The organism is Paradevosia shaoguanensis, from assembly GCF_016801025.1.
Taxonomy (GTDB): domain Bacteria; phylum Pseudomonadota; class Alphaproteobacteria; order Rhizobiales; family Devosiaceae; genus Paradevosia; species Paradevosia shaoguanensis.
In genome coordinates this window covers 1915994-1939166 of sequence record NZ_CP068983.1, presented here as the reverse complement: position 1 = coordinate 1939166, position 23173 = coordinate 1915994, and the positions used below count along the sequence as shown (strand labels likewise).

The 23173-nt window shown below is 64.3% G+C and carries 19 protein-coding genes and 2 pseudogenes; 11 read left to right on the top strand and 10 right to left on the bottom strand.

The annotated features are described in order from the left end of the window. The first annotated feature begins 223 nt into the window (after positions 1-223). From JNE37_RS09165 to JNE37_RS09140, 6 genes are all read left to right on the top strand, one after another. A complete protein-coding gene (locus JNE37_RS09165) occupies positions 224-514 on the top strand; it encodes a YggT family protein (protein WP_035037256.1) in 291 nt (96 codons plus the stop codon). Next, a complete protein-coding gene (locus JNE37_RS09160) occupies positions 514-825 on the top strand; it encodes a DUF167 family protein (RefSeq protein WP_035037254.1) in 312 nt (103 codons plus the stop codon). Before JNE37_RS09165 ends, JNE37_RS09160 begins: the two co-directional genes overlap by 1 nt. Before the next feature lie 77 nt (positions 826-902). Next, complete coding sequence (locus tag JNE37_RS09155; RefSeq protein ID WP_203066030.1) at positions 903-1205, top strand: hypothetical protein; 303 nt, start codon at positions 903-905, stop codon at positions 1203-1205. Positions 1206-1384: 179 nt separating this feature from the next. After that, positions 1385-3526: a sodium-translocating pyrophosphatase gene (locus JNE37_RS09150; protein WP_035037249.1), complete on the top strand. Its 2142-nt coding sequence runs from the start codon at positions 1385-1387 to the stop codon at positions 3524-3526. 143 nt (positions 3527-3669) lie between these two features. After that, complete coding sequence (locus JNE37_RS09145) at positions 3670-4548, top strand: aminoglycoside phosphotransferase family protein (RefSeq protein ID WP_203066029.1); 879 nt, start codon at positions 3670-3672, stop codon at positions 4546-4548. 160 nt (positions 4549-4708) lie between these two features. Next, positions 4709-5548 carry an SMP-30/gluconolactonase/LRE family protein gene (locus JNE37_RS09140; protein WP_203066028.1) on the top strand — a complete coding sequence of 280 codons (840 nt, stop codon included), beginning with the start codon at positions 4709-4711 and terminating at the stop codon, positions 5546-5548. Here the strand turns inward: JNE37_RS09140 and JNE37_RS09135 are convergent. Next, positions 5539-5892 (bottom strand): phosphotransferase-like protein, encoded by a 354-nt coding sequence (locus JNE37_RS09135; protein WP_203066027.1) that lies wholly within the window; start codon positions 5890-5892, stop codon positions 5539-5541. The two genes, JNE37_RS09140 and JNE37_RS09135, sit on opposite strands and share 10 nt — an antisense overlap. Positions 5893-6037: 145 nt before the next feature. Between JNE37_RS09135 and JNE37_RS09130 the strand changes: the two genes are divergently transcribed. Further along, entirely contained in the window at positions 6038-6559 is a 522-nt protein-coding gene (locus JNE37_RS09130) for a hypothetical protein (protein WP_203066026.1), read from the top strand. Positions 6560-6750: 191 nt separating this feature from the next. On the opposite strand, the pseudogene JNE37_RS09125 reads toward JNE37_RS09130, so the two are convergent. From JNE37_RS09125 to ppa, 3 genes and pseudogenes are all read right to left on the bottom strand, one after another. Continuing rightward, positions 6751-8104: pseudogene (locus tag JNE37_RS09125) on the bottom strand (IS1380-like element IS1247 family transposase). Between the two features lie 94 nt (positions 8105-8198). After that, positions 8199-8462, bottom strand: a pseudogene (locus JNE37_RS09120) (phosphotransferase-like protein); the annotation flags it as partial. A 5-nt stretch (positions 8463-8467) separates the two neighbouring features. Then, positions 8468-9001 carry an inorganic diphosphatase gene (ppa, locus tag JNE37_RS09115; RefSeq protein WP_035037242.1) on the bottom strand — a complete coding sequence of 178 codons (534 nt, stop codon included), beginning with the start codon at positions 8999-9001 and terminating at the stop codon, positions 8468-8470. Between the two features lie 97 nt (positions 9002-9098). Between ppa and JNE37_RS09110 the strand changes: the two genes are divergently transcribed. Then, positions 9099-9668: a hypothetical protein gene (locus JNE37_RS09110; protein WP_203066024.1), complete on the top strand. Its 570-nt coding sequence runs from the start codon at positions 9099-9101 to the stop codon at positions 9666-9668. 112 nt (positions 9669-9780) lie between these two features. Here the strand turns inward: JNE37_RS09110 and JNE37_RS09105 are convergent, their stop codons facing one another. From JNE37_RS09105 to JNE37_RS09095, 3 genes are all read right to left on the bottom strand, one after another. Further along, positions 9781-10563 (bottom strand): IS110 family RNA-guided transposase, encoded by a 783-nt coding sequence (locus tag JNE37_RS09105; RefSeq protein ID WP_203066023.1) that lies wholly within the window; start codon positions 10561-10563, stop codon positions 9781-9783. Between the two features lie 458 nt (positions 10564-11021). Continuing rightward, the gene (locus JNE37_RS09100; RefSeq protein ID WP_203066022.1) at positions 11022-12065 is read right to left on the bottom strand and encodes a MerR family transcriptional regulator; all 1044 of its coding nucleotides are present in this window, start codon (positions 12063-12065) and stop codon (positions 11022-11024) included. 59 nt (positions 12066-12124) lie between these two features. Beyond that, entirely contained in the window at positions 12125-12589 is a 465-nt protein-coding gene (locus tag JNE37_RS09095) for a MarR family winged helix-turn-helix transcriptional regulator (protein ID WP_203066021.1), read from the bottom strand. 77 nt (positions 12590-12666) lie between these two features. Between JNE37_RS09095 and JNE37_RS09090 the strand changes: the two genes are divergently transcribed. Beyond that, entirely contained in the window at positions 12667-12981 is a 315-nt protein-coding gene (locus tag JNE37_RS09090) for a hypothetical protein (protein WP_203066020.1), read from the top strand. A 280-nt stretch (positions 12982-13261) separates the two neighbouring features. Here the strand turns inward: JNE37_RS09090 and JNE37_RS09085 are convergent, their stop codons facing one another. Further along, positions 13262-13699 (bottom strand): tellurite resistance TerB family protein, encoded by a 438-nt coding sequence (locus tag JNE37_RS09085; protein ID WP_035037235.1) that lies wholly within the window; start codon positions 13697-13699, stop codon positions 13262-13264. 893 nt (positions 13700-14592) lie between these two features. Between JNE37_RS09085 and JNE37_RS09080 the strand changes: the two genes are divergently transcribed. After that, complete coding sequence (locus JNE37_RS09080; RefSeq protein ID WP_203066019.1) at positions 14593-16284, top strand: Y-family DNA polymerase; 1692 nt, start codon at positions 14593-14595, stop codon at positions 16282-16284. Next, positions 16281-19730 (top strand): error-prone DNA polymerase, encoded by a 3450-nt coding sequence (locus JNE37_RS09075; RefSeq protein WP_203066018.1) that lies wholly within the window; start codon positions 16281-16283, stop codon positions 19728-19730. The genes JNE37_RS09080 and JNE37_RS09075 overlap by 4 nt, the downstream gene beginning before the upstream one ends. A 499-nt stretch (positions 19731-20229) precedes the next feature. Here the strand turns inward: JNE37_RS09075 and JNE37_RS09070 are convergent, their stop codons facing one another. Together JNE37_RS09070 and JNE37_RS09065 are read right to left on the bottom strand one after the other, a co-directional pair. Then, entirely contained in the window at positions 20230-22686 is a 2457-nt protein-coding gene (locus JNE37_RS09070) for a methyl-accepting chemotaxis protein (protein WP_246513596.1), read from the bottom strand. Positions 22687-22798: 112 nt separating this feature from the next. Then, the gene (locus JNE37_RS09065; RefSeq protein WP_035034058.1) at positions 22799-23086 is read right to left on the bottom strand and encodes a 4a-hydroxytetrahydrobiopterin dehydratase; all 288 of its coding nucleotides are present in this window, start codon (positions 23084-23086) and stop codon (positions 22799-22801) included. Between the last annotated feature and the right edge of the window lie 87 nt (positions 23087-23173).

The following is a 23173-nucleotide window of genomic DNA, read 5'->3' as shown; positions in this document are numbered from 1 at the left end:
CGGCCCGAAACCCCCGGATTTCCGGGCGCCGACGATCTGGCACGCTTCGTGCAATCAAGGGAGCGATCCGGGTTTCAGGTCTTGCGTACCGGAGTCAGTCACACGAAGCCCGCCGGTGCGACCCGGCGGGCTTCGCTGTTTTCGCGGGGATGGAACGCCGCGCCCGCCTTGCCCGAAGCCCTTCCACCCACTAGATATCTTTCACTTCTGGAGGAATTTACGCATGCGCGCGCTTCTCGATGTGATCCTGGTCGTCCTGCAGCTCTACTGGTGGATCGTGATTGCCATGATCATCATGAGCTGGCTGATCAGCTTCAACGTCATCAATACCCGCAACGAATTCGTCGCCACCGTCTGGCGCGTGCTCAATGCCCTGACCGAGCCCGTGCTCGGGCCGATCCGCCGGGTGATGCCGAACTTTTCGGGACTGGATATCTCCCCGATCATCCTGTTTCTCATCATCATCTTCATCCAGCAGATCATCGCCCACTACATCTATCCCTACGTCTTCTGATGGCGTTCTGGCGTGAAGCGAAGGGCGGCGTCCTCGTCGCCCTGCGCGTGACGCCCAATGCCGGAGCCGATGCGATAGAAGGCGAGGAAGCCCGGGACGACGGCTCGCGGGTACTGCGCGTGCGGGTCAAGGCCGTGCCCGACAAGGGCAAGGCCAATGCCGCAGTGATCGCGCTTCTCGCCAAGAAACTCGGCCTCCCCAAGAGCGCGATAACGCTCGAAAGCGGGGAGACGGCGCGGATGAAGATCCTGCTCGTGAGCGGAGAGGCGGCAAGCGTCATCGGCCGGCTCGAAACCCTCGTTTCCCCTTAACGCCCCATTCAGCGCGGGTTCAGCCCGCCGGCAGCAGGTTTGCGCATCTTCAACGGAACCGTGAGGGGTTCTCGAAAATGCACAAGCTCATCCTGACTGCAGCCGCCTCCGCACTTCTCTCCGTGACTTTCGTGCCATCCGCCTTCGCCATGAGCGGCATCGACGCCGCGCGCTCCTGCGAGTCCCAGAAAGGGCGCTGCAAGGCGCTGTTCGACGACGCCGGCGGCGTCACCATCCTCGTGGACGGCTACATCATCGATTGCCCGAGCCCGCAGGCCCAGTGCGAGATCGTCGGCCGCTCGGCCCGGATCAAGGCCAATACCGGCGTGACCAACGGCGCGCCGTCCGGTCTGGAGACCCTGGCCAAAAACGCGAAATAAATCGGCTTCATGCTGCGCAGCGTGGAAAATCAATTGCCTAGATTTAAAAAACCCGCTTACCCTCTCCCTGTTCTGTTTCGGGGTCGTTGAGGGCCGCGTCTTTCGGAACGAAACTGGAGGAAATTTCGTCCGGAAGTCTCGGAACGACCCCTTTCACCTGACTCCTGGGAGGGGATTTTATGAGCCTGGTACTCTGGCTGGCCGTCGTTTGCGGCGGCCTTTCTATTCTCTACGGTATTGTGACGACGCGAAATCTGTTGGCTGCCGATGCGGGCTCCCCCCGCATGCAGGAGATTTCTGCTGCCGTCCGTGAGGGTGCTCAGGCTTATCTGAAGCGCCAGTATACGACCATCGGCATTGTCGGCGTCGTCATCTTCATCCTTGCCTGGCTGCTCTTGGGCGTCTACTCGGCCATCGGCTTTCTGATCGGCGCAGTGCTTTCGGGCGCGGCCGGCTTTATCGGCATGAACGTTTCCGTGCGCGCCAATGTGCGCGTGGCCCAGGCGGCGACCAAGTCGCTGGCCGGCGGGCTCGATCTCGCCTTCAAGTCCGGCGCCGTCACCGGCATGCTGGTGGCGGGCCTCGGGCTTCTGGGCGTCACGGTCTATTTCATGATCCTCACCGGGCTCGGCTTTGAGCCCACGAGCCGTACGGTGATCGATTCCCTGGTGGCGCTCTCGTTCGGCGCTTCGCTCATCTCGATCTTCGCCCGTCTGGGCGGCGGCATCTTCACCAAGGGTGCCGATGTCGGCGGCGACATGGTGGGCAAGGTCGAGGCGGGTATTCCCGAGGACGACCCGCGCAACCCGGCCACCATCGCCGATAACGTGGGCGACAATGTCGGCGACTGCGCCGGCATGGCGGCCGACCTTTTCGAAACCTATGTGGTGACCATCGTCGCCACCATGGTGCTGGCGGCCATCGTCCTTCCCGACGCCTACAAGCTGATGGGCATGGTGCTGCCGCTCGCCATCGGCGGCGCGTGCGTGGTGACCTCGATCATCGGCACCTATTTCGTGCGGCTGGGCGCTTCCAACAACATCATGGGCGCGCTCTATAAGGGCGTCGTCGCCACCGGCGTGCTCTCGCTCATCGTGCTGCTGCCGGTGCTGGCCCTGGTCTTTGGCGGGCTCGACGTGGCGCTGGGGACCGAGGCCAAGGCCTTTACGCCCTGGAGCCTCTTCTGGTGCGGCGTGACGGGCCTCGTCATCACCGGGCTCATCATCGTCATCACCGAATATTATACCGGCACCGGACGCAGGCCCGTGAACTCGATCGCCAATGCTTCGGTCACCGGCCATGGCACCAACGTCATCCAGGGCCTGGCGGTGTCGCTCGAATCCACGGCGCTTCCGGCTCTGGTCATCATCGCCGGCATCATTGTGACCTATAACCTGGCCGGCATTTTCGGCATCGCCTTCGCGGTCGCCACCATGCTGGCTTTGGCCGGCATGATCGTGGCGCTCGACGCCTTCGGTCCGGTCACCGACAATGCCGGCGGCATTGCCGAAATGGCGGGCCTCGACAAGGAAGTGCGCCACAATACCGACGCGCTCGACGCCGTGGGCAACACCACCAAGGCCGTGACCAAGGGTTATGCCATCGGCTCGGCCGGCCTAGGTGCCCTGGTGCTCTTCGCCGCCTATACTCAGGACCTGCAATATTTCGTGGCCAATGCGGTGGAAGGCTCGTTCTTTTACGGCATGCAGGCGGTCAACTTCTCGCTGGCCAATCCCTATGTGGTGGTGGGCCTGCTCTTCGGCGGCCTCCTGCCCTTCCTCTTCGGCGGCATGGCCATGACCGCCGTCGGTCGCGCCGCGCAATCGGTGGTGGTGGAAGTGCGCCGCCAGTTCAAGGAAAAGCCGGGCATCATGGCCGGCACCGACAAGCCGGACTACGGCAAGGCGGTGGACATGCTGACCCGCGCCGCGATCAAGGAAATGATCGTGCCGTCCCTGCTGCCGGTGCTCTCTCCGATCATCGTCTTCGTCGTGATCTTCTGGATCGCGGGGCGTGACGAGGGCTTTGCGGCGCTCGGCGCCATGCTGATGGGCGTGATCGTGACGGGCCTCTTCGTCGCCATCTCGATGACGGCCGGCGGCGGCGCCTGGGACAATGCCAAGAAGAGCTTCGAGGACGGCTTTACCGACAGCGCCGGCACTGTCCACCACAAGGGTTCGGACGCCCACAAGGCCTCCGTCACCGGCGACACCGTCGGTGACCCCTACAAGGATACTGCCGGCCCGGCCGTGAACCCGATGATCAAGATCACCAACATCGTGGCGCTGCTGTTGCTGGCCGTGCTCGCGCATATGGGATGACAAGGCATTCGCCTTGACCGAACGCAGAGGCCGGGAGCGATCCCGGCCTCTTGCTTTTGCCGGCGAGTGTTGCCGCGCCGCGGTTGCCTGTTCCTGCGAACGCGACGAGGTTTCAGGCTTCGTTTTGGGGGCTCGTCCGGAAGATGTCCGATAAATTTCCGATCGATGTGGGTCTGGTGAAGCGGCTGGTAGCCGGGCAATTCCCGCAATGGGCAGGGCTCGAGGTGCGGCCGGTCGCTTCGAGCGGCTGGGACAATTTCACCTTCCATCTGGGCAAGACCATGAAGGTGCGCCTGCCCAGCGCCGCTGGCTACGCCGAGCAGACCGACAAGGAATATTTCTGGCTGCCGCGCTTCGCCCCGCAATTGCCGCTGCCGATACCGGCCCCGCTGGCGGTGGGCGAGCCGGCCGAGACCTATCCCTGGCGCTGGGCGGTCTATGACTGGATCGATGGCCTCACGGCCATGCAGCGCGACGTGCCTGACCTCGTGGGGCTGGCACGGGACGTGGCGGGTTTTCTAGTAGCTTACCAGAAGATCGACACCGCGGGCGGACCGCCACCAGGGCCGCACAACTTCTTCCGCGGCGGGCCGCTGACCGTCTATGACGGGGAGACCCGGGCAGCGCTGGTGGCGCTAAAAGGGCGGATCGATACCGCGACAGCGCGGAAGATCTGGGAAGAGGCGCTGGCGGCGCATTGGGACGGCGCGCCGCGCTGGGTACATGGCGACATCGCGGCCGGCAACCTGCTGCTCGATGAGGCAGGCAAGCTCGAGGCCGTGCTCGATTTCGGCTGCTGCGCGGTGGGCGACCCGGCCTGCGACCTCGTGTTGTCATGGACGCTGCTCGACGAGGGGAGCCGAAAGGCGTTCCGCGCGGGGATGCCGGCGGACGAGGCCATGTGGGCGCGGGCGCGTGGCTGGGGACTCTGGAAGGCGCTGATCGTGCTGGCGGGGGATAACGAGAAAACCAAGCCCGAGCAGCAGCGGGTGCTCGATGCATTGCTGGCGGAGCGGGCGTAGGGCGGAAGCGAAGCTTGCTGAACGGGCCACGCTTTTCGTGCGACCTCCTCCTGCGCCGCTTACCTGAAGTCATGCGCCACGACCTTTTTCACTCCTCCTGTCGAAATCACACATCCTCGCGCGACATTGTTGCGAGCTGATTTTGCGAGAGGAGTGGGAGATGGCGAGGGTTGTCGAGACCGTGGCGGAGGGGATCTATCTCGGGGAATCGCCGCGCTGGCATGAGGGGCGTTTGTGGTTTGCCGATTGGGTGGCCGAAAAGCTCTTTACGCTGGGCGAAGGTGGCGAGAAGCGGCTTGAGGCCTCTATTGCCTCGCTGCCTTTTTCCATCGACTGGCTGCCCGACGGGCGGCTGCTGGTGGTCAATGCGCGCAGGAACCTGCTGGAGCGCCGGGAGGCGGATGGCTCGTTTGCGGTCCATGCCGACCTCTCGAACCTCTCCGAGCGAGGCTGCAACGAGATCGTCGTGGCGCCCAATGGCGACATCTATGTCAACAATATCGACTTCGAGTTTCCCGGCGGCGAGTTCCGGCCCGGCTTCATCGCGCTGGTGCGCGACGGCGTGGCGCGGCGGGTGGCCGAGGGACTGGCCTTCCCCAATGGCATGGCGATCACGCCCGATGGGCGCACACTCATCTGCGGGGAATCCTACTCAAAGCGGCTGACGGCATATGCAATCCAGCCCGATGGGACCTTTTCGGACGGCAGGATCTGGGCGCAGTTCGAGGACGGCGGGCCGGACGGCATCTGCCTCGATGCCGAGGGCGCAATCTGGACCTCGCTCGGCCCTCGCGCGGTGCGGGTGCGCGAGGGTGGAGAAATCATCGAGCGGATCGAGCTCGACCGGTTCTGCTTTGCGACGATGCTGGGCGGCGAGGATGGCCGGACGCTCTTCATGATGGCAGCGGACTGGCCGGGCGCCATCGCCGGACCCAACAGCGCGCCGACCGGCCGCATCTATGCCGCCCGGATCGACGTGCCCTATGCGGGCTATCCCTGAGCGGCGAGTCGCTCGAAGGCGCGGGAAGGCGGAGGCGCGGCGAGGAGGATACCGATCTTCGCCGCGCTTTCCGCAGGGGTGAGCTCGGACGTATCGAGTTCAAGATCGTAAAGGCCTGGCCGATGCACCGCCGCTTCCCAGCGGGCAATGATATCGGGATCGAGACTATAGAACCCGCGTTGCGGATCGGCCTGGCGCCGGGCGAGATTGACCGCGACGGGGCAGCGGATGCCGACGAGGAGGGCATCGAGCCCCGCCAGGCGGCGCGCGCAGGCCGGCAACAGCCCGAGCGGGCGGGAATAGACGTCGTGATGGCCCAGGTCGGCGACGACATCAACGGACATCCGTCGCCTCCACCAGCAGATCGCATCGACGATTGATAGTGGCAAAGAATGGGGCCCGAGCAACCGCAAAGCCGCCAGGGCGCTCATCGTTGTCGGTACGAACGGCAGCTCCAAGTCGTTCTCGATCGACTACGCGTTGTCTCGCTTGCCTCCGGTCACTCTCAGGTCCGGCGTACAGGTTCCGGCTAACATCCTCTATCGCGAGGCCAAACAGGGTGATGCGAAAGCTTGGCTCTTCGACACCCTTTCAGTGCTCGGCTACACCATGGCAAGAACTCCATCACCGGAACTTGCGAGCGCCAACATCGAAAACCGGATGCGCCGCAACAAGTTCACCATGGTAGCCTTCGACGAGTTAAGCCGGGTGCTTCAGCCTCGAAATTATGGCTCCAAGCGCAAGCTTACCGAGCAGGCGGAAGTCGTTTGGTCCCAGATAATCCAGATCATGTCGGACCCCGTATGGCCGACGCCGGTCATAGCCTCGGGCACGCTCGACCTCATTGAAACGCTGGAGCTGCACAATTCGCGCACCGGGGAAACCGTCGCACGCGGCGACATGAACCGGCGCGCGGACATTACCACTCTGCCCGCCCTCACTATGGACGATGCGGAGGCGCTCGAAGCCTATCTCCATCAACCTGCATTCCCCAAGTGGCGTGTCGTTTGAGGTGAAGATCGCCTGTATCCGAGCGCTAGACAAGGATTTTCTGCCGCAAGCGGCACCTGCGGTCGCGCAGACTGCTGGATCTGGACGGATCAGACCGCGAAGCCGCTGTTTCCTTGCCCAGGGGCGGCGTTTTTCAGCGCAGCGGACAGATCTGTCCAGCCGCTTTCGTTCAGTTTGAGCGTGGATCGCGATCATGCGCATAGCGGTGGCGCTCGCAATCGGCGGATAGCGGCGAGGATGGCGCGTACCATCGTGCCGGTGACAGCGACCTCGGCCAGCTGGAAGGTGATGGTGCGGGCGTGACGGACCACACGTGCCCCGATCTTGATCAGCTTCAGTTGCAGGCTGGTCAACGACCAGTCGGCCATGGCCTCGGCGCTCGATGCAGCGCAAGAAGGTGGCCAGGTTGTACGCCAGGGCGTGCAGTTGCAGCCGCACCTCATTGTCGCGGAACTTCCGGCACGACAGCCGCGTCCAGCGAAAGGCGTATTTGCCCTCTTTGATGTGCTGCTCGGCGGTGCCGCGCTGGTTGTAGAACCGCACCACCCAGTCCGGCTCCATCGGCAGGTTGGTGACGATGAAGCCGAAACGCGGGAACAGTTCGCCCGGATGCCATTCGATCTTGGCGATCACCCGGCGTTCCTTGTCCCAGGACGCCGCCTGATACTCGAATTCCTCGAAGAACCGCTTGACCTTGGTCAGTGACGGCCGCCCGACAGGGCGCGTTAGCCGATGCGCGATCTTGTCCTTGAGGACCGCGTTTGCGGGCAGCCGGATGGCGTAGAAGAACCGCGCTTCTTCCAATCGCTCATAGATCGCCGGGATCGCGTAGGCAGCATCGGCCCGGAAGAACCTGCCACCAAGGTCGCGCTCCGCGTAGCGCGCAATGACGGGGTCGAGAACATCACGCCAGCCATCGGCGCTGTGGACGTTGCCATGGCGCAGGGCGCAGCGTTCCAGCATCCCGAACTGGTTGAACAGAAAGTTGGGGTGATAGCAGCTACAGTCGAAATGGCCATTCCAGGCGGACCCTTCCTGGTCGCCATGGGTCGGGCTGACCGAGCCGTCCATGTCCAGAACGATGTACTTCAGCCCGTTACGGTCATGGAACCGGTCGATCCATTGCCCGTTCAGGTCGGCCAGCGCGGCACGGTTCCCGGCCAGAGCCAGCGTCTCGGTCTCGAACCGTCCCATCTGCGATGCCGAGGCCGCTTGTGCATCGACCGCTCTGCCGCCGACAACTTGGCGCATGACCGGATCGCAGGCGAGACGGTTGGCGTCGTTGACATCCTCGTATCCGGCCAGCCGCCCAAAGACTGATTGCCGGAACAGGCCGTCGAGCCGATGGACCGTGTTCTTGCCAGAGCGAGTATCGCGCAGCGCCGCTGACGCCAAATCGGACAACCCGAGCGCGTCATCAAGCTCGCGCATCACCAGAAGGCCGCCGTCGGAACTGAGCTGCGTGCCGCGAAATTCCAGCCGCACGCGAGGGTCGAAATCCACCCGATCTGCCCGTTGCAAGCCCGCACCCTCTGGGTGATCCATGAAACGCGCCCCTCGCAGCCTTCAACACCATGTTTTATATAGGAAATATAATGGTCAGGACAGCGAAATCAGCGCCTTACTTGGGAAATGTGGGATCAAAGCCCTGCCGGGCATGGGCGGCGATGGAATCGTAGAGCGCGAGGTAAAGCGGCAGGAGGAGCGGCTCGAGATCGGGGCGCTCCCCGCCGGGCCGCAGGCCGATGCCGGGCTGGATCGCCTTGGGCGCCAGCGCCATGGCGGCATCGACCCCGATATTCATCCAGGTGCCGGCAAGGCCGTCCTGCATGGCGCGGGCAATCGAGGATTTGCCCGAGCGCGGGGCGCCGTTGAGGACAACGATACGCCCCGCCCTGGTCATGGCTGCTACTTGGCCGCCTTGGCGCGCTCGATGGATTCGAGCACGACGCGCCGGGCATCCTCGGCTTCGCCGATGCCGCGGATCTTGGCCCACTTGCCGGGTTCGAGATCCTTGTAGTGCGTGAAGAAGTGCTTGACGCGCTCGAGCTCGATCGTGGGCAGGTCCGAAGCGGTCTTGACGTCGTCATAGACCTTGGTGAGCTTGGAAACCGGCACCGCCAGGATCTTTTCATCCTCGCCGCCATCGTCTTCCATGAACAGCACGCCGATCGGGCGGCAGCGCACGACGCCGCCGGGAATGATGGGACGGGTGTTCATGACGATGACGTCGAGCGGGTCGCCGTCGCCGCACAGCGTATGGGGAACGAAGCCGTAATTGCCCGGATAACGCATGGGCGTATAGAGGAAACGGTCGACGAAGAGGGCGCCGGACTCCTTGTCCATCTCGTACTTGATCGGCTCGCCGCCGATCGGCACTTCGATGATCACGTTGAGATCGTCGGGCGGGTTCTTGCCGATTGGAATGGCATCGATGTTCATGGGCTGGCTCGTCTTGGGAGGAGGTGGCGGCTTTTTGCCTATCTGAGGTCACGAATGCAAGCCATATTGCCCGCTTTACGGCACTGCGAGAGGAACGATGATGCCTAAAATCCCCGCCCTGCCCCTGCTGCTCTGCGGCCTGTTGCTGGCCTCGCCGGTCGCGGCTGCGCAGTACGATTCGGCCTATACCGAGCTCGATCTCGACCAGTGCACGGTGCTCGGGGCCGACGATTTCGGCGCCCAATATGCCTGCCCGGGCTACAAGGGCATTCCCATGTTCGTGGCCGAAGGCGACCTGCGCTTCATGGTGAGCTACGGCTTCGGCGCCCCCGACGCCAAGGCCGCCTCCCAGACGCTGCCGCCCTTCAACACCGTGGCCCCCAATATCGAATGGCGCGTCTCCAACATTACCGGCGGCTGGAAGCCCTTTGCCACCATCGTGCGCTACCTCCTCGATGACGACGAGAACGAGCCGGTCAAGAAGCGGCAGGTGCTGGTCGTGACCAAGATCTCGGACAAGGGCACCTGCCAGATCGCCTGGGTGGACGCCAAGGCCAATTCCGACGCCAACGAACTGGCCCGAAAGGCCGCCGACGAAAAGGCAGACAGCTTCGATTGCGCGAAGGATCCGGAGATCGTGGGCAAATTCGAGGCGTGGAAGCGGTAGGGCAGCTTGGGGAGCGCTCTATGTCGGAGTGAGAGCAGGCCGGATTGCTGGTGCTCATCTCCAGTCTCACCTCACCTCGATCTTCCCCGGCCGCAGAGCCGGCAACTGTAATTCAGGTTGCGAAGCTTGTTCGGGTTTTCATGATGGCGTTGATGGTGACGAGGAGCTTTCTGGCGAGGGCGACGAGGGCGGGCTTGGGTGGTTTTCCGGCCTGGCGCAGACGGTGGTAGAAGGCGTTGAGAGGCGATTGTGTTCGCAAGGATGCAACGGCGGCCATGTAGAGGGCCTGGCGGACGCGGCGGCGGCCCCCGCGGATGGAGCGCTGTCCGCGCCGTAGGCCGCTATCGTTGTTGAGCGGGGCCAACCCGGCCAGGGTGGCGATCTGCTTGCCCGAGCGTCGGCCCAGTTCGGGCATCAGGGCGGCCAGGACAGAGGCGGTGACCGGGCCGATGCCGGGCACCGAGCGGATCAGGGCCTGGTCCTGTGCCAGGGCGGCATCGCTGCCGATCTGGTTCTGGATTTCGACCTCGATGGCGGCGATGGCCTGGTTGAGGCCGGCCAGGTGCCGGTCCAGGTCGGCGCCGATGAAGGGATCGGTCATCTCGATCCGGCGCTGCTTTTCCTGGGTGCGCATGGCCACCAACTGGTCGCGGCGGCGGCTGAGCAGGCCGAGCCGCTCGCGTCCGGCCTCGGGCAGCGGGTCGGCCACGAGGCGCAGGGCCCGGCCCATTTCGGCAAGCATGGCCGCATCGAGCGCATCGGTCTTGGCGAGCCGGCCGCTGGCCCGCGCAAAGTCACGGGCCCGCTGCGGATTGACCCGGACATGGCCGATCCCGGCCAGCGCCAGTCCGGCGCGCAAGCTCTTGTCGTAAACCCCGCTCGCCTCCAGCACCACGAGAGTGCCTCCCGCTCCAGCGTGGCGGCGAATGCGGCGATGGCGTCCATGGTGTTAGCAATCCGCTGCACGCCCTCCCCGCCGGAAGAGGCGATATCCAGCCAGGCTTTCGAAACGTCGATTCCAATCCAGGTCGGTGATAGGGTCATGGGCCTGTCCCTGTGATCCGAGGTCCGTCTCGAGCGGCCTCGCGCAACTGTTCAGGTGTTTGTCAAAGCGGGCGGGGACCCGTGCCGGCTCTCGGTCTTTAAACCTGGGGCCCAACGGTCTCCCGCCCGCACCCAATATGACACAGCACAATTACACAGGGGCCTATTGCATCGTTCTCCACGAGTGGCGGCATCCATGGGCCCCGGGTCTTCGCCCGGGGAAGTGCAGTGGTGGGGGAAGGATTGGTGAAGGATACGTTCGCGCACTGGCCTCACGAAACCAACCAGCCAGCTTGAAGAGTATCGAGCCTATGCGCTCTGGCTTGCCTGATCGGGCCGATAGGCGACGACGCCGGCGGTGCGGGCGCGTACGTCCGGGGAGGCGAGGCAGGAGGCCAGGGCTTCGTAGCCTGGGGCGCCGGGGAATGGGGCGACCAGCATTGGCGGGCTGTGATTGGCGGGGCAGAAGAGTATCGCCTCGTCGGTCGTGATGGCGGCCAAGTCTAGAATGGCGTTCGAACGGGTGAGGCAGAGCACGGGCTTGGCCTCGGCGCCGCGCCGGCGCAGATGTGCCATCAGGGCTTCTTGGCTGGGCTGATCGAGCCCATCTTCGATCATGTCGATGACAAGGATTTTGGGCGCCGCCGCTTCGAGCGCCACGAGGAGAGCCAGCACGGCATCGCTCTCCGTGCCGCCGTCTTCGACAATCCATCGCAGGCTTTCGGCTACGCGCGCGGCAAGCGCCGGGTCGTCGGCGAGACGGGCCTTGGCAGCTGCTGTATCGGTGAGGCGTTCAAGTCCCAGGAAGCCGGCATCTGGGAGAGTTTCAGTCAGCCGGCGGGCCAGGCGCGTCTTGCCGCTGAACAGCGGGCCGACGATGAAGGTGAGTTTTGCGAGTCGCTTCAGCTCGAACCGCTCTCCGCCCCAGGGCCAGGGCAGCTCGAAAGCGACAGGCTCGGGGAGGTTGGAGGGCGCGAGATCGGCAAGATCGCTCAAGGCGGGAAGCCGGCCGGCGCCCAGTTCTGAGCGGAGCGCGCCAACCTGGGAAAGCGCCGACATGAGCGCGGCAATGCGGGTTTCGAGATTTGCCTGGTGGCCGGCCAGGACTCTCGCCATTTCGACCTCGTCGCGGGCAAGTACGCGCCCGATCTGGGCGAGGCTGAGGCCGAGGGCACGCAGGGCGACGATCTCGCGGGCGCGGCTGATCTGCTCGGGCCCATAGGCACGCCAGCCGGTAGCGCTGCGGCTGGGTATCAAGAAGCCCTTCTCTTCGTAAAGACGCAGGGCTTTGACGGAGACGCCGAGAAGATCGGCGGCTTCGGAAGGGCTGAAATGTCGGTCGGCGGACGTCATGGAATCACCTCTTCGGTTCGATGATTCTTGCGCTTATGGGAGCGGCCCCAGGGACCGGGTCAAGAGCCCTTCTCGCTTGCCGTGTCGCGCGCGTTGAGAATGCGCAAAGCCCGCTCCATCTGGGCGAAGAGCTCGGTGCCGAGAATGGCCTTGTATTCGTCTTCGATCTCGCGCTTGACCGCGTTGCGCTCGACGAGATCGAAAAGCCCGAGCCCCGTCAGCTCCACCCGCCGCGCCCGCTTGTCGCGGGGATCGGGAACGCGCTGGATGACGCCCTCCCCCTCCAGTTGATCGAGCAATTGCTGCACGGCCTGCTTGGAGAGCCCCATGCGCTCGGCCAGCACCGTCTGCGCCAGCCCATTCGGCCCCACATGCGCCAGGACATCGCCCCGCGCTTCCATGTGCCAGGGAAAGCCGCGCGCCGCCATCTCCCGGCGCATGCGATCACGCCAGTTCTGGGCCGCGCGCCACAGCGAGAGGCCGATATGGTCGACACTCCGCACATCGTCAAGGCTCTTGACCATTTTCGTCGCTCAGTTTATTACACCGTCAAGTTACTTGACTATTATTCGATAACCCAAGGAAATGCGAGGCTTTTTCCATGATTGTGCACGATAATTCGATCCTCGAGGCGTTGCTGCGTGGCGCGACCCATTATCTCGACCTCGGCAATGGCGCCGAGGCAGCGGTCTATTACGGCGCCGATGGCGGAGCGGCGATGCTGGCGCCGAACGGCACCCGCCGCAACGGCCGCTGGGTGATGTCGCCGACCGGCTATCACGTCGATTGGGAAGGCGGTCCGAGTGCCGACTGGCAGATCGACATCGAGCCCGGCCGCATCGGCTATCGCGATGGCGAAGGGGTGGAGAAGGGCCGGGTCACCAAAATCGTGCCCGGAAATGCGATAGCGGCGTAAGGGAGAGGGGTGGGAAGAGGCTCGGAGAACGTAGTTCCGAAACCTCGGTTAACAATGGATACAACGTCGTTCACCTGATGTTGACAACAAGGTTGCTTCGCGCACGATGCGATCAGGCAGACGAACCCCACCCCGGCCTACGGCAATGGCCGGGGTTCAGGGAGACGGAAAACCAGGCCCGGCCTGCGCCGGGGTGACGAGTTTTTGAGCTTCTGGGCGGTGCCCAGCAGACTGCAGGACCTTCCAAACAAGGCTGCAGCAGCTTCAAAAGCAAAGAAGCTTAGGCGCCCTTATGGGCCATCTGGTTACGCAGGATGTTGCGGTCGCGGGTCGAGACGCCGATGAGTTCGGCTATGCGCCAGACCATGTTGTCTTCCAGTTCATGGTTCTTGTTGTCGGCAAAGACCACCTGCCACATCATCCGCACGATCTCGATGCGCTCCTCGTCGTCGAGCGAGGAGAGGCCGGAGGTGAACTGGTAGAAATCCACCGCATCGGCATCGCGGCGCGTGGCTTCGGCCACCAGCCGCTCCACTTCGCTGTCGCTCAGATCGTAATAGTCCTGGAGCGCGCTGCGGATGGCGACCTTTTCCTCGGGCTTGACCGTGCCATCGATCGCGGCCAGGTGCACCAGCAGGGCCGCCACCGAAAGGCGCGGGTCGTGGAGGTTATGGCCTGTTTCGGACTTGGAAAACAGGCGGTTGAGGGCCTCGAACATGTCTGGAATTGCTCCGGGGTAAGTGCCCAAGAGATAATCAGATGCCACGTCATGCTCAATGACCGTTCGGCCACACTCGCGAAAGCTTTATCCCATGTGAACGCCGCGAGTTTTGCGCGCCCTGCGCGACTCGGCTTGACTCTTTGCACGGCAAGTTGTTCTCTTTTTGTTCTTATACGGACGAAGGAGCGGCCCGATGGGCCCAGGCAAACAGACAGCACTGGCAGCCTTGCGTGAGCGCATCGCGGCACTGGAGAATCGCCCGCCCCTGGCCGAAACTCCTGCCCGGCGGCTCAAGGCTGCAAAGGGGTTCGTCGCCGCCCCGCCCGGCCTCCTCCACGAGATTTTCACGCCCGACGAACGCAATGCCGGCGCCGCCTTCGGCTTCGCGCTCGGCCAGTCGCGCCCGTTGATTACCCCTCAGCGGCCGGCCGTGTTCTATATCGAGCTCGCCCATGAAGCGCAGGAACGCGGCCTGCCCTATGGCCCCGGTCTCGACCATTTCGGCTTTGCCCCGGAAACCCTGACCCTGGTGCGCACCCAGACCATGCCCGAACTTTTGTGGGCGATCGAGGAAGCCCTGGGCTGCCGGGCGGTCGCCGCGGTCATCGCCGATATCGGGGGCGCCCCGAAAATCCTCGACTTCACGGTGAGCCGGCGCCTCAGCCTGCGGGCCGCGAGCGGGGGCGCCTCGATCTTCCTCAACCGCTACGGCACCGGGCGCGAAGCGAGCGCGGCGCAATTGCGCTGGCGGGTGGAGCCGGCGGTGAGCCAGGGCCAAAGCTACGACGCCCAATCCCCGGACGCGCCGCGGTGGCAGGTCTTTCTCGAAAAAGGACTTTTGAGCACCGAGCACAAACAAGAGGGCAGCCACTGGCTACTGGACTGGAAAAATGGTTTCAAACTGGTCGAACGCACCCAAGGACACGGCCCCGCTGGCGAGCCTCCTGCCCCAACGCCGCTACCTGGTGCTCAACCTGCCGCGCTGGGCGACGGATTGCTTAAGACGGCGTGATCCGGCGCTTCTCGCCTCCGGCCGCCCCTTCGCGCTTTACGAAAAGCAGAAGAGCGCCCTCAAGCTCGTAGCAGTGGATGCGAGCGTTTCCAGGATCAATGTCTGGCCGGGTCATAACCTCACCGATGCCCGCGCGCTGATCCCCAATCTCGAAGCGCGCGAGATCGACCGGCCGCTCGTGGAATCGCTCTTTGCCGATTTTGCCGACTGGCATTCCTACGCTTCCCCGATCGTGGCCGTGCTGCCCGACATGAGCGCCTTCGGCGACCTGGCACTCGACATCACCGGCGTCTCCCATCTCTTCGGGGGTGAGGAAAAAATGCTCAAAAGCGTTCTCGGGCGGCTCAGGGAATTGGGCCTCGAGGCAAGCGGCGCCATCGCCTCGAGCATCGGTGCTGCCTGGGCACTGGCCCAGCACCGTCCCGGCGCGATCATCGGGGAAGACGCCGACGTCGTCCTGGCCGAACTTCCGGTCAGCGCCCTGCGGCTGGCCCCAGAACAGATCGCCACACTCCAGCAACTGGGCCTCAAGCGGATCGGCCAGCTTTACGCCTATCCGCGCAAATCGTTGCAGGCACGTCTCGGCGCCTCGCTGATCCTGCGGCTCGACCAGGCGCGCGGGCTGATCGATGAAAGCATCAAGCCCCGCCTTCCCGCCCCCGAGCGGTTCGTCGAGCGACGCTTCGCCGAGCCGATCAGCCTGCTCGACAGCGTCATGGAGACGACGCGCGACCTGGCCATCCGTCTTTCCGGGCTCCTTGAGGCCGAGGGCATCGGTGCCCAGGCCTTTCACCTCATGGTCTATCGCGTCGACCACAAGGTGATGTGCCTTTCGGTGCGCGCCGCCCGCACGACACGCGACTCCGCCCACCTGGCCCGGCTTTTCGCGAACCGCGCCGAGCGGCTCACCGGCGAATTCGATGCCGGCTTCGGCATCGACATGATCCGGCTGGGCGCAGCCGAGGTGTCTGTCCTCGATCCGCTGCAGGCCGGAGCATTCGACGGCCAGGGCGGCAGCGGCGATCTTATCCGCCTCCACGATCGCATGGCCAATCGCCTGGGCGAAACCGCGGTCCTGCGCACCACGGCCGTGGGCAGCCACATGCCCGAACGCGCTGCCCGGCTTGAGCCGGTGATCCAGCCGCCGGCCCCGCCGGCCGCCGGAACGGTGGCCGACAGGAAGCGCCCCCTGCGTCTTCTCCCCAGTCCCGAGCCGATCCGGGTGACCGCCGAAGTGCCCGAAGGGCCTCCCGCCGACATGACCTGGCGGCGCGTGACCTACCGGTTCGTCAAGGCTACCGGCCCCGAACGACTGGGCGAGGAATGGTGGCTCGACCAGGCCCCCCTTACCATCGACCCGCCCCCCGGAAAGGACGAGGAGAAGCCGCGCACGAAAAAATCCCGCTATGGCTGGGACGAGGAAGACGAGCCGCCCCTGCCCCGCCGCTCTATGCTTTTTCGCGATTACTATACCGCCGAAGACGATGGCGGCCGGCGCTTCTGGCTGTTCCACGATGGACTGCCGGGCGCGGAAGGCGCGGGCTGGTATCTGCACGGGTTCTTCTCATGAACAATGTCGTTACGCTTACCCAGCCCGAAAAGCCGGCCAGGCCTCCTGCGCCGCCGGCCTATGCCGAGCTCATGGTGACTAGCAATTTCTCCTTCCTGCGCGGCGGCTCGCACCCGGAGGAACTGATCGCCCGGGCAGTGGCGCTCGGGCTCAGGGGCATGGGCCTTTGCGACCGCAATTCCTTGGCCGGGGTGGTGCGCGCCTATGTAGCGCTGCGCGACCTCAAGGAAGACGCCGAGATCGGCGAACATATCGCGGATTTCCGCTATGTGGTGGGCACGCGGCTGGTCTTTACCGACGAAACCGCCGATATCATCGCCTATCCCAGCGATCTGGCGGCCTATGGGCGTCTCACCCGATTGCTGACCACCGGCAACCGCCGGGCCCCCAAGGGCGAGTGCCATCTCAGGTTCGAGGACCTCGCCGAGTTCGCGCAGGGGCAGCTTTTCATCGTCCAGATCGAGGAGGCCCGGTTCGAGGAAGGCGCCAAAACCCTGCGGCGCCTGCGAATGCTGGCGCCGGACCAGGTCTGGCTCGCCGCCGCCTGCACCTATGGCGGCGCGGACCGGGCGCGGCTCAACCGGCTGGCGCATCTGGCGGCGCGCACGGGCGTGCCTCTGATCGCAGTCAACGACGTGCTCTACCACGATCCCGAACGGCGCCCGCTCCAGGACGTGGTGACCTGCATCCGCGAGCACCTGACCATCGCCGAGGCCGGCACGCGGCTTGAACCCAATGCCGAGCGCCACCTCAAGGATAGCCGGGAAATGGCCCGGCTCTTTCGCGAACATCCGGAGGCGCTGGCCGAAACCACCAGGTTCCTCAAGCGGATAGAGTTCACGCTCGATCAGCTGAAATACAACTACCCGGAGGAAACTGTCGGCAATGGCGAAACGGCACAGGAGACGCTGGAGCGGCTGACCTGGGAGGGCGCGCATAAGCGCTATCCGCTCGAAAAATACGAGAACGGCATCCCCGAAAAGGTGCACCAGAGCCTCGTCGCCGAACTGAAACTCATCGCTGAGCTCAACTATGCCGCCTACTTCCTCACCGTGCAGGATATCGTGCATTTTGCTCGTTACGAGAAGAACATCCTCTGCCAGGGACGGGGTTCTGCCGCCAACTCGTCGGTCTGTTACTGCCTGGGGGTTACCGAAGTCGATCCCAACGTCAGCAAGCTGGTCTTCGGCCGCTTCCTGTCTACCGAGCGACACGAGCCACCCGACATCGACGTCGATTTCGAGCACGAGAGGCGCGAAGACGTCATGCAGTATATCTACGGCAAATATGGACGCGAGCGGACGGGGCTGACCTCCACCGTCGTCACCTATCGCTCCAAGGGCGCACTGCGCGAAGTCGCGAAGGTTTTCGGGCTCTCCTCAGATACGATCACGGCGCTCAACAGCCTGGGCTGGGGCTGGTACACGAAAAGGCCTGACCAGGCCCGGGTGAAATCGCTCGGCCTCGACCCTAACGAAGCCACCTTGCGAAAGGTGCTGGAACTGGCCGGCGAGCTGATGGGGTTTCCGCGCCATCTCTCCCAGCATGTGGGCGGCTTCGTCATCACCCGCGACCGGCTCGATCACCTCGTTCCCATCACCAATGCCGCCATGGAAAACCGCACCGTGGTGGAGTGGAACAAGGACGACCTCGATGCGCTGGGCATTCTCAAGGTCGATATCCTGGCACTCGGCATGCTGACCTGCCTCCATCGCGCCTTCGATATGATGAAGGAGCATTATGGGCAGGAGCTCACGCTGCAGGGGGTGCTCGACGAGGAGCGGGAAGATCAGGACAGACGCAAGAAGGGGCTCCCCGCCGTGAGCGATCGCGTCTACGCCATGACCCATCGCGCCGATACGATCGGAGTGTTCCAGATAGAGAGCCGGGCGCAGATGTCGATGCTGCCCAGGCTAAAGCCAGCCGAGTTTTACGATCTCGTCATCGAAGTAGCTATCGTGCGCCCGGGACCGATCCAGGGCGGCATGGTGCATCCCTATCTCAAGCGGCGACAGGGCGTGGAGAAGATTGAAGCCCTACCACCTAAGCTCGAGGCGGTCCTTAAACGCACGAAGGGGATCCCCCTTTTCCAGGAACAAGCCATGCAGATCGCCATCGAAGGAGCCGGCTTCTCCCCGGGCGAAGCCGACCAACTCCGGCGAGCCATGGCCACATTCAAGCGAAATGGGACGGTAGGGCGACTGCGGGGACAATTCCTGGCCGGCATGAAGGCGAACGGCTTTGCCGATGAATTTGCCGAACGCTGCTTCAGGCAGATCGAAGGCTTCGCCGATTATGGCTTTCCGGAAAGCCATGCGGCTTCGTTCGCCCTACTCGTCTATGTCTCGTGCTGGCTCAAGTGCCATTACCCGGATGTCTTTGCCTGCGCGCTGCTCAACAGCCAGCCCATGGGATTTTATGCGCCGGCCCAGATCGTGCGTGATGCCCGCGACCACGGCGTGGATATCCGGGAGGTGGACGTCAATCATTCGCTCGCCGAAAACAGCCTCGAAAGCGGGCAATGGCTGGCCGACAAGCTCCACGACCGGCATGCCGACATGAGCGATGATATCTGGACCACCCATGCGGTGCGGCTGGGGCTTTCCACCATCAGCGGATTCGACAGGAAGCATCAGGAAGCGGTCGTGGCCAATCGCGGGGCGGGTTACGCCTCGATCCGCGACCTCTGGCTGCGGACGGGCCTGCCGGTTTCGGCGCTGCAGAAACTGGCCGAAGCCGACGCCTTCGGCTCGCTTGGCCTGACCCGGCGGCAGGCGCTCTGGACCGTCAAGGGCCTGATGGGCACGGCCGGTGCCGAGACGCTGCCGCTCTTTTCGGCTGCAGGCCTGCCCACCGGCCAGCCGGCGGAAGGCGAAGACCAATTGCCGCTCATGCAGCCGGGCGAGGCCGTCATCCACGACTACCGCTCGCTCTCGCTCTCCCTGAAGGGCCACCCTGTGGAATTCCTGCGACCGCTGCTCGACCGGCGCGGCACGCTGCCGTCCGAAAAGCTCGTGACGACGCAGCCGGGGCGGATCATCGACGTGGCGGGGCTGGTACTGGTGCGCCAGCGACCGGGAACGGCGAGTGGCGTGATATTCATGACGCTTGAGGACGAGACGGGGATCGCCAATATCGTGGTGTGGAACAAGGTCTTCGAGAACAACCGCCGCATCATCCTGACCTCGCGCATGCTGGCCATCCGCGGGCAGGTGCAGCGCGAAGGCATGGTCACCCACGTCATCGCCCGCTCTTTCTACGACCTCACCCCGCAACTGCTTTCGGTCGCCGATGGCCGGGATCTGGGGGATGGCGTGCTGGCACGAGCCGACGAGGGAAAGAAGGATTCACGGCCTGATCCACGAGTGGAACGGGAGAGGCGGCGGCAGGAGGCGGAGCAAAGGCAGATGCATGCGGCGCTGCCCTCGGGGCGGAATTTTCACTAGGGGGTGACAGGGAGGTCAGCGGTGGGGAGTTGCTGGAGGTTCGGTTCGCTTGGGCGTCGGAGTTTGCGGCGTCGGCTTTACTCGAAGCGTCTTCGCCGCGGGAAGGCGAGCACGGGTAGGTTTATTTGAAAGTCGGCGTGCTGCGCTTTAGCCGACGAAAATGTCTCTGCTGCCGCACCGCATCTCGAGCGAGAAGCGCGTTTCATGGCTTCAAGAGCACCATTTCTTACCACCATCCTCACCCCACCTCGATCTTCCCCGGACTTGATCCGGGGCCCACGGATATCTCCACTCGGGTGGAGGGGTGCAATAGGCCCCGGGTCTTCGCCCGGGGAAGATCGGGGTGGGGTGAGGGTGAGAGGGACGAGAGGGTGGGGGTGGGCTAGAGGCTCGGTCCGGTGGGTGGGGTCACCCCCACCCCTGCCCCCTCCCCGCAAGGGGAGGGAGACCTGCCGGCGAGATCGGTAGTCTGATCGTTCTGGTTTAGTCCCTGCGCCCCTCAGAACTCCTCCCAGTCCTTGTCGATGGCGGCGTTGCCATTGGTGAGGTAGGCCTTGGCGGCGGTGGCCACTCGTTGCTGCAGGCCCTTGATGCCCGTGGCCGCCGGCCTGGCCGGGATGGCCTTGCCGGGCTGGAGCTTGGACGCCGGGGCCTCGCGGCGCGCTTCCCCGTCGATGGTAAAGATGTCGACGATCCGGTCGAGCTCGGAGGCCTGGGCTTCCGTCTGCTCGATGGCGGCATTGGTCTCTTCGACCAGCGCCGCATTGTGCTGGGTCATCTCGTCCATCTGCCGGACCGCGACATTGACCTCCTCGATGGCCGAGGCCTGTTCCCGGCTCTCCCGGGCAATGCCATCCATCAACTCATTGGAGGACCGGGCCGCGGTCAGCATGGCTTCGAGCTTGGAGGCCGCGTCGGCAACCAGGCGCGAGCCGGTCTTGACCTCGCCGGCGCTCTGCTCGATCAGCGCCTTGACCTCCGAGGAGGCCTCCGCCGCCGATTGCGCGAGACGGCGCACTTCCACCGCCACCACCGCAAAGCCCTTGCCGGCCTCACCCGCACGGGCGGCTTCCACCGAAGCATTGAGCGCCAGCAGGTTCGTCTGGAAGGCGATGTCGTCGATCATGCCGATGATATTGGAGATCCTGGACGAGGAGGTCTCGATCTTCTCCATGGCCTCATTGGCATGGTTCATCACCTGCCCGCCCTCTTCGGCGGTGCGGGTGACCGAGCCGGCAACGCTCGAGGCTTCGCGGGCCCGTTCGGCATTCTGCAGCACGGTGGACGCCAGCTGCTCCATGGCCGCCGACGTCTCTTCGATCGTCGCCGCCTGCTTGGTGGTGCGTTCGGAGAGGTCGTTGGCGCCCGAGAGGATTTCTCCGGTGGCGGTCTTCAAGGCGCGGGAGGTCTGGCGGAGCTGGCCGACGATTTCGCCGAGCTTGTCGGCCACCGCATTGGTATCGTCCTTGAGCTGGCCGAAGGCGCCCGAATAGGAGCCGGTGACTCGCTCGGTGAGGTCCGCCCTGGCCAGCGAGCCCAGCACACGGGAGGTTTCGGCGAGGCCGCCATCGACGGTTTCGACGAGGTTGTTGACCGAGCCGGCGAGCTGGTTGAGTTCGGCATCGGGGAACTGCACCTCGACACGGCGAGAGAAGTCGCCGGCCACCGCGGCATCCACGACATTGCCGAACGCAGCCTGGAGTTGGCCCATCATCTGGGCACGGGCGCGCTGGTCCGAGACGATACGCGCCGCTTCCGCCTCCGTCATCTGCGCCACCTTGAGCCCGTTCTCCCGGAATACCTCGACTGCACGAGCCATCGCGCCCACTTCGTCGCGGCGTTCGCCGCCCAGGACCTCGACGGAGAGATCGCCATTGGCCATGGCTTCCATGCTGTCGGTGAGGCGGTTGATCGGCTTGGCGATCGAGGTGCCGACGAACCAGAAGGCGACGAGGCCCAGGCCGAGAAGCACGAGGCCGCCGGAGATCAGGAAATTGCGCTGCTGGATGGATTCGGCGAGGAGCGTGGATTCGGGCACGGCGACCATGACGGTCCAGTCGAGGCCGAATTCAGGAAGCGCGAGCTTCTCGGCAGTGATGCGCCAGTCTTCGCCGCCCATGCTGGAGGCGGCGTGATAATTGCCCGCCCGGGCGCCGGCAATGGCGGCCTTGGCGCTTTCGTCGCTGGCCGGCATGCCGAGCATGCTCTCGTCGGAATGGACGACCCAATTGCCGTCGGCATTGATGACGCCGATCCAGCCGGTGCCCATCGGCTTCTGGTCGCCGATGAGCTTGGCGAACATGCCGCCGTTGAAATCGACGCCGGCAAGGCCCACGCCCTTGCCATCCGCCCGCCGGATCACCGCGGTGACGGAGGTGAAGAGGCGGCCATCGTAGAGATAGGGGCCGGTGAGCGAGGTGGCGTCACGCGCCAGGGGATCGAGGAACCAGCCCTTGAAGCCATTGGCTTCGGAGAGATTGAGCTCAGACCAGGACACCTTGCCATCATCGAGGCTGCGGGTGATCGAGGGGCCGAAATAGCCATCACCCAGGCCGTATTCGGAGGACATCAGCACTGGGTTGGCAGCAGCCGGACCATCCTTGGTGGTCAGCGCCCAGATGCCGATGGCATTAGGCAGCTGCGCAAGCTGCTTTTCGAAAAGGGTCTTGTAGGATTGCGGACCCACAGAGGGGTCGGCGAGGAAGGTGGAAAGCGTCTCGGCAATGGCGACGGCGGCGGTCGCATGCTCCTTGAGAACGACATGAATGGCATTGGCCTGGGATTCGGCCACATTGGACATCAGCTGGTCGGCGGCAGCGATATCGTTCTGCTGGGTGGACTGCACCACGTAGACGAGGCCGGAACCGAGAGCGAGTGTAAACACGATCGCGGCGGCAGCAACGATCGTCCCCCGCAACTTGAGCGTAGGGGCTTTGACGAAGTTCGGGAGAGGCATGCTACTGTCCTGGTAAGCAAACAGACCGTTTCTGGTCTGCCGCAACCCTACAGAAGCCGCGTTAACGCGCCGTCACCGGGCGATTCGCGTTACGGGAACATTACGTAAGGGCTCATTCCACAAGTGCGTCGATCTTCCGGGCGAGGTCCAGGTCGTTGCGCGTGACCCCGCCGGCATCGTGGGTCGAGAGAGTGATGTCGACGCGATTGTAGGAATTGGACCAGTCCGGATGATGGCCGGCCTTCTCGGCGAGGAGCGCAACCCGGGCCATGAAGCCGAAGGCTTCCGAGAAATTGGCGAACTTGAAGCTGCGCGAAATCGCCTTGCCGGCTTCGTCATAGGTCCAGGGCATCTGGGCGAGAGCGGCGATGCGCTCGGCATCGGGGATGAGGTCGGCCATGTCCAAGTCTCCTCCATGACAAAACCCCCGTCCTGGGTTCGGCCTTTTGCTGTTTTGAGGAGCTGGGCCGATCCGTGGGGCGGGGGC

What these genes read in the sequence shown, in the direction of transcription:
- JNE37_RS09100 (WP_203066022.1), bottom strand. Translation starts at nt 12,065, where the DNA reads ATGACGTCCGCCGACCGACATTTCAGCCCTTCCGAAGCCGCCGATCTT.
- JNE37_RS09140 (WP_203066028.1), top strand. Translation starts at nt 4,709, where the DNA reads ATGGCGAGGGTTGTCGAGACCGTGGCGGAGGGGATCTATCTCGGGGAA.
- JNE37_RS09070 (WP_246513596.1), bottom strand. Translation starts at nt 22,686, where the DNA reads ATGCCTCTCCCGAACTTCGTCAAAGCCCCTACGCTCAAGTTGCGGGGG.
- JNE37_RS09080 (WP_203066019.1), top strand. Translation starts at nt 14,593, where the DNA reads ATGGTTTCAAACTGGTCGAACGCACCCAAGGACACGGCCCCGCTGGCG.
- ppa (WP_035037242.1), bottom strand. Translation starts at nt 9,001, where the DNA reads ATGAACATCGATGCCATTCCAATCGGCAAGAACCCGCCCGACGATCTC.
- JNE37_RS09090 (WP_203066020.1), top strand. Translation starts at nt 12,667, where the DNA reads ATGATTGTGCACGATAATTCGATCCTCGAGGCGTTGCTGCGTGGCGCG.
- JNE37_RS09160 (WP_035037254.1), top strand. Translation starts at nt 514, where the DNA reads ATGGCGTTCTGGCGTGAAGCGAAGGGCGGCGTCCTCGTCGCCCTGCGC.
- JNE37_RS09145 (WP_203066029.1), top strand. Translation starts at nt 3,670, where the DNA reads ATGTCCGATAAATTTCCGATCGATGTGGGTCTGGTGAAGCGGCTGGTA.
- JNE37_RS09065 (WP_035034058.1), bottom strand. Translation starts at nt 23,086, where the DNA reads ATGGCCGACCTCATCCCCGATGCCGAGCGCATCGCCGCTCTCGCCCAG.
- JNE37_RS09150 (WP_035037249.1), top strand. Translation starts at nt 1,385, where the DNA reads ATGAGCCTGGTACTCTGGCTGGCCGTCGTTTGCGGCGGCCTTTCTATT.
- JNE37_RS09135 (WP_203066027.1), bottom strand. Translation starts at nt 5,892, where the DNA reads ATGTCCGTTGATGTCGTCGCCGACCTGGGCCATCACGACGTCTATTCC.
- JNE37_RS09095 (WP_203066021.1), bottom strand. Translation starts at nt 12,589, where the DNA reads ATGGTCAAGAGCCTTGACGATGTGCGGAGTGTCGACCATATCGGCCTC.
- JNE37_RS09110 (WP_203066024.1), top strand. Translation starts at nt 9,099, where the DNA reads ATGATGCCTAAAATCCCCGCCCTGCCCCTGCTGCTCTGCGGCCTGTTG.
- JNE37_RS09155 (WP_203066030.1), top strand. Translation starts at nt 903, where the DNA reads ATGCACAAGCTCATCCTGACTGCAGCCGCCTCCGCACTTCTCTCCGTG.
- JNE37_RS09075 (WP_203066018.1), top strand. Translation starts at nt 16,281, where the DNA reads ATGAACAATGTCGTTACGCTTACCCAGCCCGAAAAGCCGGCCAGGCCT.
- JNE37_RS09085 (WP_035037235.1), bottom strand. Translation starts at nt 13,699, where the DNA reads ATGTTCGAGGCCCTCAACCGCCTGTTTTCCAAGTCCGAAACAGGCCAT.
- JNE37_RS09165 (WP_035037256.1), top strand. Translation starts at nt 224, where the DNA reads ATGCGCGCGCTTCTCGATGTGATCCTGGTCGTCCTGCAGCTCTACTGG.